General features: G+C 71.4%; 10 protein-coding genes. 8 read left to right on the plus strand and 2 right to left on the minus strand.

Annotated features, from left to right (window positions below; translation table 11 throughout):
* Positions 1 to 63: 63 nt before the first annotated feature.
* From argS to QM728_RS05170, 8 genes are all read left to right on the plus strand, one after another.
* Positions 64 to 1,716 carry an arginine--tRNA ligase gene (gene argS / locus QM728_RS05135; protein WP_415030970.1) on the plus strand — a complete coding sequence of 551 codons (1,653 nt, stop codon included), beginning with the start codon at positions 64 to 66 and terminating at the stop codon, positions 1,714 to 1,716.
* 3 nt (positions 1,717 to 1,719) lie between these two features.
* Positions 1,720 to 3,084, plus strand: a complete 1,365-nt coding sequence (gene lysA, locus QM728_RS05140; protein WP_415030971.1) for a diaminopimelate decarboxylase — start codon at positions 1,720 to 1,722, stop codon at positions 3,082 to 3,084.
* Entirely contained in the window at positions 3,081 to 4,391 is a 1,311-nt protein-coding gene (locus QM728_RS05145; protein WP_415030972.1) for a homoserine dehydrogenase, read from the plus strand. Before lysA ends, QM728_RS05145 begins: the two co-directional genes overlap by 4 nt.
* A complete protein-coding gene (thrC, locus tag QM728_RS05150) occupies positions 4,384 to 5,463 on the plus strand; it encodes a threonine synthase (RefSeq protein ID WP_415030973.1) in 1,080 nt (359 codons plus the stop codon). The genes QM728_RS05145 and thrC overlap by 8 nt, the downstream gene beginning before the upstream one ends.
* A gap of 4 nt (positions 5,464 to 5,467) precedes the next feature.
* The gene (thrB, locus tag QM728_RS05155) at positions 5,468 to 6,418 is read left to right on the plus strand and encodes a homoserine kinase (RefSeq protein ID WP_415030974.1); all 951 of its coding nucleotides are present in this window, start codon (positions 5,468 to 5,470) and stop codon (positions 6,416 to 6,418) included.
* A 225-nt stretch (positions 6,419 to 6,643) separates the two neighbouring features.
* Positions 6,644 to 8,392, plus strand: a complete 1,749-nt coding sequence (gene rho, locus QM728_RS05160; RefSeq protein ID WP_415030975.1) for a transcription termination factor Rho — start codon at positions 6,644 to 6,646, stop codon at positions 8,390 to 8,392.
* Positions 8,393 to 8,406: 14 nt separating this feature from the next.
* Entirely contained in the window at positions 8,407 to 8,961 is a 555-nt protein-coding gene (locus QM728_RS05165) for a TIGR03086 family metal-binding protein (protein ID WP_415030976.1), read from the plus strand.
* Positions 8,962 to 8,968: 7 nt separating this feature from the next.
* A complete protein-coding gene (locus QM728_RS05170; RefSeq protein WP_415030977.1) occupies positions 8,969 to 9,583 on the plus strand; it encodes a hypothetical protein in 615 nt (204 codons plus the stop codon).
* Here the strand turns inward: QM728_RS05170 and QM728_RS05175 are convergent.
* Both QM728_RS05175 and QM728_RS05180 read right to left on the minus strand, forming a co-directional pair.
* Entirely contained in the window at positions 9,555 to 10,574 is a 1,020-nt protein-coding gene (locus tag QM728_RS05175) for a heme transporter (RefSeq protein WP_415030978.1), read from the minus strand. The genes QM728_RS05170 and QM728_RS05175 overlap by 29 nt on opposite strands.
* Positions 10,574 to 12,382, minus strand: coding sequence for a sulfite reductase subunit alpha (locus tag QM728_RS05180; protein ID WP_415030979.1), 1,809 nt, complete (start codon positions 12,380 to 12,382; stop codon positions 10,574 to 10,576). The genes QM728_RS05175 and QM728_RS05180 overlap by 1 nt, the downstream gene beginning before the upstream one ends.
* Positions 12,383 to 12,456: the final 74 nt, after the last annotated feature.

A 12,456-nucleotide genomic window follows, 5' to 3' on the forward strand; every position in this document is an offset into this window, starting at 1 on the left:
GGGCCCACGCTAGCCGACTACCCGATGTCGCTGGGCAGGGCCGATTCCATAGAATGTTCTCCCGTGACTCCCGCCGATCTCGCCGCGCTGCTGCGCGGCGTCTGCCAGACCGTTCTGACCGAGCGCGGCCTCGATGCCGACGCCCTTCCGGAGACGGTCACGGTGGAGCGTCCGCGCAACCCCGACCACGGTGATTACGCGACGAACATCGCCCTGCAGATCGGCAAGAAGCTGGGCGTCAACCCGCGCGATCTCGCGCAGTGGCTGGCCGACGGATTCGCCGCCGCCGACGGCATCGCCGAGGCCGAGATCGCCGGTCCCGGGTTCGTCAACCTCCGCCTGGCCGCCGACGCCCAGAACAGCGTCATCCCGACGATCCTCGATCGGGCCGGCGACTACGGCCACGGCGACGACCTGGCCGATTCGGTCGTCAACCTCGAGTTTGTCTCGGCCAACCCGACCGGTCCGATCCACCTCGGCGGCACCCGCTGGGCGGCCGTCGGCGACGCACTCGGCCGCGTGCTGTCCGCGCGCGGCGCCAAGGTCACCCGCGAGTACTACTTCAACGATCACGGCCGCCAGATCGACCGCTTCTCCGCCTCGCTCGACGCCGCCGCGCGCGGGCTGCCGACGCCCGAGGACGGCTACGCCGGGGAGTACATCGACGACATCGCCGGGCAGGTCGTCGCGGCGGTGCCCGGCCTGCTCGACCTGCCCGACGCCGAGCGGCTCGAGACGTTCCGCTCGCGCGGCGTCGACCTGATGTTCAACCACATCAAGTCGACCCTGCACGAGTTCGGCACCGACTTCGACGTCTACACCCACGAGAACTCGATGTTCGACCGCGGCCTCGTCGACGCGTGCATCGCCGAGCTCAAGGGCAACGGAAACCTCTATGAGGCCGACGGCGCGTGGTGGCTGCGCTCCACCGACTACGGCGACGACAAGGACCGCGTCGTGCTCAAGAGCGACGGCGACGCCGCCTACATCGCCGGGGACATCGCCTACCTCAAGGACAAGTTCGACCGCGGCTTCAACCACCTCATCTACATGCTCGGCGCCGACCACCACGGCTACGTCGTGCGGCTCAAGGCCGCCGCCGGCGCACTCGGCTACGAGCCGCGCTCGGTGGAGGTGCTCATCGGCCAGATGGTCAACCTCGTCCAAGACGGGAAGCCGGTCAAGATGAGCAAGCGCGCCGGCACCGTCGTCACGCTCGACGACCTCGTCGAGCTCGTCGGGGTGGATGCCGCGCGCTACTCGCTGATCCGCTCGTCGGTCGACGTCAACATCGACATCGACCTGGACCTGCTGCGCAAGCAGTCCAACGAGAACCCGGTGTACTACGTGCAGTACGCGCACGCCCGCCTGTCGGCGCTGGCGCGCAACGCCGTCGACCTGGGCCTGCAGGCCGACCCGGAGACGGTCGGGCTGCTCACCGAGCCCGCCGAGGGCGATCTGATCCGCACCCTCGGCGACTTCCCCGACGTCGTCGCCACCGCGGCCGAGCTGCGCGAACCGCACCGCGTCTGCCGCTACCTGGAGACCCTGGCCGCCGCGTACCACCGCTTCTACACGCAGTGTCGCGTGTTGCCGATCGGCGACGAGGAGCCCACCGACGTGAACCGAGCGCGCCTGGCGCTGTGCGCCGCCACCCGACAGGTCCTGGCCAACGGCCTCGACCTCGTCGGCGTCTCCGCCCCGGAACGGATGTAGCCGATGACCGAGACCGTTCCCGCGAGCGAGGTCGCCCAGCTGCCCGCCAACGTCTACCCGAGCAGCATCGCCCGGGCCGACGACGGCACCGTCACCATCGCGGGCGTCCGCGTCGACGAGCTGGCCGATCGGCACGGCACCCCGCTGTTCGTCTTCGACGAAGCGGACTTCCGCGCCCGCTGCGCCGCGATGCGCGAGGCCTTCGGCCGCTACGGCACGGTGCACTACGCGTCGAAGGCGTTCCTGAGCGTCGAGATCGCCAAGTGGGTCGAGCAGGAGGGCCTGAGTCTGGACACCGCCTCCGGCGGCGAGCTGGCCGTCGCCCTGCACGCCGGGTTCCCGCCCGAGCGGATCGCCCTGCACGGCAACAACAAGAGTGTGGAGGAGCTGGACGCGGCCGTCCGCGCCGGCGTCGGGCACATCGTCGTCGACTCGCTCATCGAGATCGAGCGGCTCGAGGCCGTCGCCGAGCGCCACGGCACGACCGCCGACGTCCTGGTCCGCGTCACCCCGGGCGTGAACGCGCACACCCACGAGTTCATCTCGACCGCGCACGAGGACCAGAAGTTCGGCTTCTCGATCAGCGGCGGCAACGCGATGGAGGCCGTGCGCGCGGTGTTCGCCGCCGAGCACCTGCGCCTGGTCGGCCTGCACAGCCACATCGGATCGCAGATCTTCGAACTCGACGGCTTCGAGGTCGCCGCCCAGCGCGTCATCGGCCTGCTCGGCGACGTCATCGAGGAGTTCGGCCGCGAGCGTGCCGAGCAGCTGTCGATCATCGACCTCGGCGGGGGACTGGGCATCTCCTACCTCCCGGCCGACGACCCGCTGCCGGTCACGACCCTGGCCGACGCCCTCGGCGCGATCGTCGCCCGCGAGGCCGCCGAACTCGGTCTGCCGACGCCGAAGCTCGCCGTCGAACCCGGCCGCGCGATCGCCGGTCCGCCCGGAGTGACGCTCTACCGCGTCGGCACCGTCAAGGACGTGACCCTCGACGGCGGCGGCACCCGCCGTTATGTCTCGGTCGACGGCGGCATGAGCGACAACATCCGCGGCCCGCTCTACGGCGCGGTCTACGACGCCCGGCTGGCGTCGCGCGTCTCTTCGTCCGACGGCGTCCTGAGCCGTGTGGTGGGCAAGCACTGCGAGACGGGCGATATCGTGATCCGGGACTGCTGGCTGCCCGGCGACCTGGCGCCCGGCGACCTGCTCATCGTGGGCGCCACCGGCGCGTACTGCTATCCGATGTCGTCGCGCTACAACATGGTGCTGCGGCCGGCGGTCGTCGCGGTGGCCGACGGGCAGTCGCGCGAGATCCTGCGCCGGGAGACCGTCGCCGACCTGTTGAGCTTGGAGGTACCCCAGTGACCGCACAACCAGCGCGCGAGCTCGGCGTCGCGGTGCTCGGCATGGGCAACGTGGGCACCGAGGTCGTGCGGATCATCACCGACAACGCCGACGACCTGCGCGAGCGCATCGGCGCCCCGCTGGTCATCCGCGGCATCGCCGTGCGCGACGCCGACCGCGACCGCGGCGTGCCCGCCGACCTGCTCACCACCGACGCCGCGGCCCTGGTGGGCCGGGACGACGTGGACATCGTCATCGAGGTCGTCGGCGGCATCGAGCCGCCGCGCGAGCTGATCCGCACCGCGCTGGAGCAGGGCAAGTCCGTCGTCACCGCCAACAAGGCGCTGCTCGCCGACTACACCGGGGAGTTGGCCGACGCGGCGGCGAAGGCGCACGTCGACCTGTACTTCGAGGCCGCGGTCGCCGGCGCCATCCCGGTCATCCGCCCGCTGATGCAGTCGTTGGCCGGCGACACCGTCCACCGCGTCGCGGGCATCGTCAACGGCACCACCAACTTCATCCTGTCGGCGATGGCCGAGACCGGCGCCGACTACGACTCGACGCTCGCCGAGGCGGGCCGGCTGGGGTATGCCGAGGCCGATCCGACCGCCGACGTCGAGGGCTTCGACGCCGCCGCGAAGGCCGCGATCCTCGCGTCGATCGCCTTCCACAGCCGCGTCACCATGGCTGACGTCTACCGCGAGGGCATCAGCGCGATCACCGCCGAGGACCTGGCCAGCGCCGCCAAGTTCGACTGCACCATCAAGCTGCTGTCGATCTGCGAGCGCATCACCGACGCCGACGGCACCGAGCGGATCTCCGCGCGCGTCTACCCGGCGCTCATCCCGCTCTCGCACCCCCTCGCCACGGTCAACGGCGCCTACAACGCCGTCGTCGTCGAGGCGGAGAACGCCGGCCGGCTGATGTTCTACGGCCAGGGCGCCGGGGGAGCGCCGACGGCGTCGGCCGTCATGGGCGACGTCGTGATGGCCGCCCGCAACAAGGTGCACTCGGGCCGCGGACCGCTGGAGTCGACGTACGCGTCGCTGCCGGTCGCGCCGATCGAGGAGGTCCCGACCCGCTACTACGTGGCGATGAAGGTCGCCGACCGGCCGGGCGTCCTCGAGGGAGTCGCCGGTGAGTTCGCCAAGCATGGCGTGAGTATCGCCGCCGTGCGCCAGGAGGGCGACGGCGTGCAAACCCGTCTGATCGTCATCACCCACCGGGCCCCGGACGGCGCACTCGCCGGCACGGTCAAGGCCCTTGAAGACATGGAAGCGGTGACCGCGGTGTCCTCGGTGCTGCGGATGGAAGGAACCGATGAGTAAGGCAAACGCAGTGCACCGGGCCTGGCCGGGTCTCGTCGAGGCCTACCGCGACCGGATGCCGGTCCAGGCCGACTGGGAGATCGTGACCCTGCTCGAGGGGGCGACGCCGCTCGTCTCGGCGGGACACCTGTCCGAGATCACCGGGTGCGAGGTCTACCTGAAGGTCGAGGGCCTCAACCCGACCGGCTCCTTCAAGGACCGCGGCATGACGATGGCGGTGACGACCGCCCTGAACAACGGCAAGAAGGCCGTGCTGTGCGCGTCTACCGGGAACACGTCGGCATCGGCCGCCGCGTACGCCACGCGCGCGGGCATGACCTGCGCGGTGCTGATCCCGGAGGGCAAGATCGCGATGGGCAAGCTCGCCCAGGCGGTCATGCACGGCGCCAAGATCATCCAGGTCCAGGGCAACTTCGACGACTGTCTGGAGCTCGCCCGCAAGGTGACCGCCGACTTCCCCGAGATCGAACTGGTCAACTCGGTGAACCCGGCCCGCATCGAGGGGCAGAAGACCGCCGCCTTCGAGATCGTCGACGTGCTGGGCCGTGCGCCCGACGTGCACGCGCTGCCGGTCGGCAACGCGGGCAACATCACCGCGTACTGGAAGGGCTACACCGAGTACGACCGCGACGGGATCATCGACGCGCTGCCGCGGATGCTCGGCGTCCAGGCCGCCGGGGCGGCCCCGCTGGTGAACGGCGCCCCGGTCAAGGACCCGGAGACGATCGCCACCGCGATCCGCATCGGTTCGCCGGCCAGCTGGAACCAGGCCGTCGCCGCCAAGGACGAGTCCGGCGGCATGTTCCGCGCCGCGACCGACGAGAAGCTGCTCGAGGCGTACCGCCTCGTCGCCGGCAAGGACGGCGTGTTCGTCGAGCCGGCGTCGGCCGCCTCGGTCGCCGGCCTGCTGGCCGCCCGCGCGGACGGCTGGATCGAGGCCGGTTCGACGGTGGTCTGCACGGTCACCGGCAACGGGCTCAAGGATCCGGACACCGCGCTGCTCGGCATGCCCGACGTCAAGGCGATCCCGGTCGACCCGGGCGCCGTCGCCGACGCCCTCGGCGTGGGCTGACCCGGTGCCCGACGTCGTGCCCAAGCTGCTCCCGCCCGGCCTCGAGGTGGCCGTGCGCGTGCCGGCCTCCAGCGCCAACCTGGGCCCCGGCTTCGACTGCCTGGGCCTCGCGCTCGGGATCTACGACGACGTCGCCGTCACCACCGCCGCTGAGCCCGGCGTCCGCGTCGCGGTCACCGGTGAGGGCGTCGACGGGGTGCCCCTCGACGAGACCCACCTGGTCGCGCGGGCGGTGCTGCGCGGCCTGCAGCACGCGGGCGTCGCGGCGACGGGCCTGCGGCTGGACTGCACCAACGCCATTCCGCACTCGCGCGGCGTCGGATCGTCGGCCTCGGCGGTCGTCGCCGGGCTGCTCGCCGCCGCGCGACTGCTCGCCGCGGCACCGGAGGGCGTCGGTGCCCCGACGCTGTCGACCGACGACCTGGTGCAACTGGCCGCCGAGTTCGAGGGCCACCCCGACAATGCGGCCGCCAGCGTGCTCGGCGGGGCGGTCATCACCTGGACGGAGAACGCGGGCGTGCCCGACGCGCGCTATGCCGCGCGCCGGCTGTCGGTCGATCCGCGAATCCGGGCGACCGCCTACATCGCGCACGAGCGGTCCTCGACCTCGCACACCCGCGGTCTGTTGCCGGATGCGGTGCCGCGCTGTGACGCCGTGTTCAACGTCAGCCGCACCGCCCTCGTCGTGCACGCGCTGACCTCGGAACCGGAGTTGCTGCTCGCCGCGACCGAGGACCGGCTCCACCAGGGCTACCGCGCCGAGACGATGCGCCCGTCGGCCGACCTGGTCGCCGAGCTGCGGGCCGCCGGCTTCGCCGCGATGATCTCCGGCGCCGGTCCGACCGTGCTGGTGCTGCACACCGCCGACATCCCCGCCGAGCTCGCCGACCGCGCCGGCTTCACGATGGTCGAGACCACGATCAGCGACGGCCCCACGGCCGCCGACGTGGGCTGACGGCGCGCGCGAGCCCGCCGGTGTTGCCCCGGTCATAGGGTCGCGGTATCATTGTCGTGTCTCGCTGAGCGATCGTGAATCGCCGTTTGCGGACGTCCCCCGAATCTCCGGTTCTGATCCCGGGCAACGGCTTGTGACTTCCGCCGCCAGCAGACCCATTGATTTCCCACACCGGGGATTCACCCCGCCCCTCGCGCATCGCGGCGAGGGAACGAAAGGACTTCCGTGACCGAAACGGATCTCACCACTGCACCGGCGGCCGCCCCGGCCCCGGTTGACACCCCCTCCGCCGAGCCGGCTGCCGCACCGCCGGTGGGCGACAACGGCTCGGCTCCCGCCGCCGGCGGCCTGTCCGGCATGGTGCTGCCCGAGTTGCGCTCGCTGGCCGCGGGCCTGGGCATCAAGGGTGCCTCCGGCATGCGCAAGGGCGACTTGATCAGCGCGATCAAGGAGCGCCAGGGCGGGTCGAAGGGCTCCGCCGCGCCGAAGGCCGAGGGCAACGACGACGCTGCCGAGTCGAAGGCCGACGCCGGGTCGGACGCCGATGCGCAGGGCGACGGCCAGAACCGCAACCGCAACCGCAATCGCAACCGCGAGGGCGGCGAGGCAGGCGGCAATAGCAACGGCAACGGCAACAAAGAGCAGAACAACAACAACAACCAGGGCGGCGGCCAGGGCAACCAGAACCGCAACCGCGACGACGACGGCGAGGGCGGTGGCCGCAACCGCCGCAACCGCCGGTTCCGCGAGCGCAACCGCCGCGGCGGCCGCGATCGTGACGCCGAGCCGCAGCTGACCGAGGACGACGTCGTCGCACCGGTCGCCGGCATCCTCGACGTCCTCGACAACTACGCCTTCGTGCGGACGTCCGGCTACCTGGCCGGGCCCAACGACGTCTACGTGTCGATGAACCTCGTGCGCCGCTACGGCCTGCGCCGCGGCGACGCCATCACCGGTGCGGTGAAGGTCCGCCCGGAGGGCGAGCAGCAGCAGGGCGGCGGCAACCAGAGCAATCGGCAGAAGTTCAACCCGCTGGTCCGCCTGGACACCGTCAACGGCACCGATCCGGAGTCGTCGAAGAAGCGTCCCGACTTCAACAAGCTCACCCCGCTCTACCCGAACCAGCGGCTGCGCCTGGAGACGACCACCGAGCGCCTCGACACCCGGGTGATCGACCTGATCATGCCGATCGGCAAGGGGCAGCGCGCCCTGATCGTCTCGCCGCCGAAGGCCGGCAAGACGACGATCCTGCAGGACATCGCCAACGCGATCGCGACCAATAACCCCGAGTGCCACCTGATGGTGGTCCTGGTCGACGAGCGCCCGGAAGAGGTCACCGACATGCAGCGCTCGGTGAAGGGCGAGGTCATCGCCTCGACCTTCGACCGCCCGCCGTCGGACCACACCAGCGTTTCCGAGCTGGCCATCGAGCGCGCCAAGCGCCTCGTGGAGCAGGGCAAGGACGTCGTCGTGCTGCTGGACTCGATCACCCGCCTGGGCCGCGCGTACAACAACGCCTCGCCGGCGTCGGGCCGCATCCTCTCCGGTGGTGTCGACTCGACCGCGCTCTACCCGCCCAAGCGGTTCCTGGGCGCGGCGCGCAACATCGAGAACGGCGGCTCGCTGACGATCATCGCCTCGGCGCTGGTGGAGACCGGGTCGACCGGTGACACCGTCATCTTCGAGGAGTTCAAGGGCACCGGCAACGCCGAGCTCAAGCTCGACCGCAAGATCGCCGAGCGCCGCGTCTTCCCGGCCGTCGACGTCAACCTGTCGAGCACCCGCAAGGACGAGCTGCTGCTGTCCCCGGAGGAGTTCTCGATCGTCCACAAGCTGCGCCGCGTCCTGTCCGGGCTCGACAGCCACCAGGCCATCGACCTGCTGATCAGCCAGCTGAAGAAGACGAAGAACAACGTCGAGTTCCTCATGCAGGTGCAGAAGAACACACCGGGCGCCGCCGGCGAGGACGACTAGCCTCTCGCGGCCGGATGGACTCCGTCGTCGCGCTCGATGAGGCGCTGACGGACCTGGTGCGCCTCGTCTCCGCCGTCGGCGACGACTGGGACGCGCCGACCCCGTGCCCCGCGTGGTCGGTCGGCGATGTGCTCGACCACGTCCTGGCGGTCACCGACAAGTTCACGCGCTTTGCCGCGGGCCGAACCGATGCGCCGCGTGGCCGACGAGTCCCGATCGTTGATCGCCGCATCGCACTCGACGCCGTCGTGGCGGCGAGCCGCGCCGCGTGGACCGACGTCGACCTGCGTCGAATCTGCCGCCTGCCGTTCGGCGACTTCCCGGCCGACCGAGCCGCTGCCATCAACGCCGCCGACGTTCTCGTCCACACCTGGGACATCGCCCGCGGGGCCGGTGTCGACTACACCATGCCGCCGGCGTTGGTCCCGGACGCATTGGCGGTGGTGACCTCGCTCGCCGCCGCCGACGTGGACGGCGAGCACTACGCGCCCCCGCCGGCCGAGCCGCACGGCAGGGGCGCAGATGCGCTGTTGATCGCGTCCGGCCGGTCGCCGAGTTGGCCGGGGTGAGGGAACCATGATCTCGACGGGCTGGATGCTGCCCGCATGTGTGCTCGCGCTGCTCGGTTGCCTGCGCTACGCCTGGACGACGGCCACCGGCCACTCGCGGCCGAACCTGGTCACCTGGGGCATTTGGGCGACGGTGCCCACCCTGGCCTTCGCGGCGCAGGTCTCTGACGGCGTCGGGCTGCCGGCCGCACTGACCCTGATGGCCGGGCTCGGCCCGGCGGTCGTCGTTGCCACCGCGCTGGCCACCAGACGCTTCTACGCGCGCTGCACGCGCCTCGATCAGGTCTGCGCGGCACTCGCCGCGGCCGCGTTGGTGGGGTGGCTCACCGTCGGCTCGCCGGTCACCGCGATACTGCTCTCCATCGCGGCCGACGCTCTCGCGCTGGTCCCCACCGCGGTCAAGGCCTGGCGGGATCCGGGGTCGGAGGACGCGGGCTTCTTCGTGGCGATCGCCGCAGCCGCCACCATCACACTGTTCACGCTGTCCCGCTGGTCGATCGCGTCGTCGGCGTTCGCGCTCTATCAGCTGGCCGCCTGCGTTGTGCTCGCCGCGGTGATCGTCCTGCGCGGCCGGTCCGGGCGAGTTCGATCGTTCAGCGGCGGGAATCGACCAGGTCGCTGATCAGCGCGGCCCAGCCGTCCCGGGTCGACTCGTCGACCGGGCCGGTCTGCGTCGCGACGAAGCAGCACCGCCCACGGCGGTCGTAGAGCTCGATTGCGCCGGTCGGCCCCCACGCGCCCTCGGCGCGCGTCACCCAGCACTGCGCGACGGCGGTGAAGTTGATCATCGTCCGCGCCGCCTGCGAGGCCAGCACCATCGAGCCGTGGTGCTCCTTGACCGCGTGCAGCCGGTCGTGGCGCAGCTGCAAGATCCCCGACGACGAGATGCACGTCGTCAGCGGCATGGTCAGCGACGCCGCGTGGGTCAGCGCGTCGATGACCGAGCGCGGCGGCACCCGGTGGAACCCGGCGCGCCGCTCGCCGACGTGGGCGGCCTGCCCGACGAGGGCGGCCAGTCGGCCGCGGCCGCTGTCGGCCAGGACGGCGTCCAACAGCCCCAACTGATCGACCTCCAGCGGATCCTCCGCGCTCTCCGGGGGAGCGGCCGCCGGCCGGTCGTCGGCGGCATCCTCGTGCAGCTCGACGTCGCCGGACAGCGTCAGCCCGATCGACTCGAACGCCAACCGGTCCGAGCCGTCGACCAGGTAGGTCACGTGTGCCGCGTTGCCGGCCCGGTCGAAGAAGCGCAGCGTCGGCGGGACCTGCGGCGTCGGATCGGTGACCAGGACGGTGCCGAGCAGCTCGGGGTTCACCCGCAGCGAGATGCCGGCACTCGGGATCCGCAGCGGATCGCCCGCCCGCGACGGCGGGTGGTGGACGCCGAGGTCGTTGGCGATCACCGGTCCGGCCGCCGTGACGCCGACGACCTGGTCGAGCGTGGGCAGGTCGCCGAGCACCGCGTCGACCGGTCGGGTGACGAAGGTGGAGGTGAAGTCGGGTGCGGCGAGCAGTCGGTCGAGGTCGCTGATCGCGCCGCCGGCGCCCGCCCCGGGGCACCGCGGGTTCGCGCAGCCGCAGCGGGTGGTGTCGTCGGTCTTGCGGGGTTCGGGCATCAGTACACATCCCTCAGATAGCGCTTGGACTGCTTCAACTCGTCGACGTAGTGCTTGGCGCCCTCGGCGTCCATGCCGCCCTCCTTGGCGATGACGTCGTGCAGGGCCTCGTCGACGTCGTGGGCCATGCGGATCGCGTCGCCGCACACGTACACGTACGCGCCGCGCCGCAACCAGTCGTAGAGGTCGGCGCCCTGCTCGCGCATCCGGTGCTGCACGTAGTCCTTGTGCTCCTGGTCGCGGGAGAACGCCACGTCCAGGCGGTCGAGGACGCCGCGCTCGGCGAGATCGGCGAACTCGTCGGCGTAGAGGAAGTCCGACTCGCGGTGCTGGTCGCCGAAGAACAGCCAGTTGTCGCCGGTGGCGCCGCGGGCCGCGCGCTCGTGCAGGAAGGAGCGGAACGGCGCCACGCCGGTGCCCGGGCCGATCATGACGACCGGCGCGTCGTCGGCGGGCAGGCGGAAGGACTTGTTCGGGGTGAGGTAGACCTCGACGCGGTCGCCGATCCGGCAGCGGTCGGCCAGGTACGTCGAGCAGACGCCGCCGCGATCACGGTCCAACGAGCGGTAGCGCACCGTCGCCACGGTCAGGTGCACCTCGCCGGCGTGCACCCGCGGGGATGAGGAGATCGAGTACACCCGCGGGGTGAGCGGCTGCAGCGCGCCGAGCAACTCGTCGGGGGTGATGGTGAGCGACGGGTCGACGTTGAGCACGTCGACGACGTCGCGGTCCCACAACCAGGCGTCGAGCGAGTCGTGGTCGCCGGTGGCCGTCAGGTGGGTCAGTTCGGGGTCGCCGCTGCGCGAGGCGATGTAGTCGACCAGGTACTTCGACGGCGTCGTCAGCTCGTAGCCGTTGGTGAGGGCGTCGCGCAGCGTGCGCTCGCTCTTGCGGTCGGTGATGGTCTCGTCGCCGGTGGCGCCCAGCCGCCGCAGCACCAGGTCGACGAGGGCGTCGTCGTTCGGCGCGTACATCGACAGACCGTCGCCGGGCTCGTACTCGATGCCGCTGTCGCCGAGGGACACCACGACGTGGCGGACCTCCTTCGCCGACGCCGGGCCGGACAGCACGGTGTTGGCCACGATCGTCGCAGGGTAGGGGTTCTTGCGGCCCCACGGCGCCGGTGCGCTCTCCGCCGCGGGCGCGACGTCCTCGTCGACCGCCTCCTCGACGACCGGCGCCTCGACCGGCGCGGCGCCGCCGGCGGCCCCGAGTGCGGCGAGCGCGTCGGGCAGCCAGGCGTCGACCGGCTTCTGGAAGTCGACGTCGCAGTCGACGCGGTCGACGACCCGGGTGGCGCCGAGTTCGGCGAGGCGGGCGTCGACGTTCTTGGCCGCCTGGCAGAAGCCGTCGTAGATCGAGTCGCCGAGTCCGCAGACGGCGAAGTGGGCGCCCTCCAGGCGCGGCGCGTCGTTGCCGGCGATCTCCTGCCAGAGGTCCTCGGCGTCGTCGGGCATGTCGCCCTCGCCGTAGGTGGCGACGACGAACAGGAGCTTGCCGGCGGCCGCGATCTGGTCGATGGTGGCCTCGCCCATGTCGGCGAGGGTGGTCTCGAAGCCGAGCTCGTCGGCCTTCTCCTGCGCCTGGCAGGCGATCCACTCGGCGTTGCCGCTCTGGGTGCCGTAGAGGACCAGCAGGGGGCCCGGGCCGGTGGTGGTCGGCGCGTCGTCGGGTTCGACGACCAGCGGGAAGTCGTCGTCGGCCGGCGGGGTCGGCGGATCGCCGACGCGTCCGGCGCGATAGCCGGCCAGCCAGGCCCGCTGCTGCGGGCTCAGCAGCTCCTCGTCGGGGATGGCGGTGAGTTCCATCCGACTAGCGTAGCTTAGCCAACCCTAATTGATGGTAGGGCACCCTACTACTCGCGAGTAGCTTCAGCGGGATG

This window comes from Gordonia sp. (in: high G+C Gram-positive bacteria), assembly GCF_047602025.1.
Taxonomy (GTDB): Bacteria; Actinomycetota; Actinomycetes; order Mycobacteriales; family Mycobacteriaceae; genus Gordonia.

Coding starts and splice junctions, on each gene's coding strand:
- lysA (WP_415030971.1), top strand. CDS start 1,720: ATGACCGAGACCGTTCCCGCGAGCGAGGTCGCCCAGCTGCCCGCCAAC.
- thrC (WP_415030973.1), top strand. CDS start 4,384: ATGAGTAAGGCAAACGCAGTGCACCGGGCCTGGCCGGGTCTCGTCGAG.
- QM728_RS05165 (WP_415030976.1), top strand. CDS start 8,407: ATGGACTCCGTCGTCGCGCTCGATGAGGCGCTGACGGACCTGGTGCGC.
- QM728_RS05170 (WP_415030977.1), top strand. CDS start 8,969: ATGATCTCGACGGGCTGGATGCTGCCCGCATGTGTGCTCGCGCTGCTC.
- QM728_RS05175 (WP_415030978.1), bottom strand. CDS start 10,574: ATGCCCGAACCCCGCAAGACCGACGACACCACCCGCTGCGGCTGCGCG.
- QM728_RS05180 (WP_415030979.1), bottom strand. CDS start 12,382: ATGGAACTCACCGCCATCCCCGACGAGGAGCTGCTGAGCCCGCAGCAG.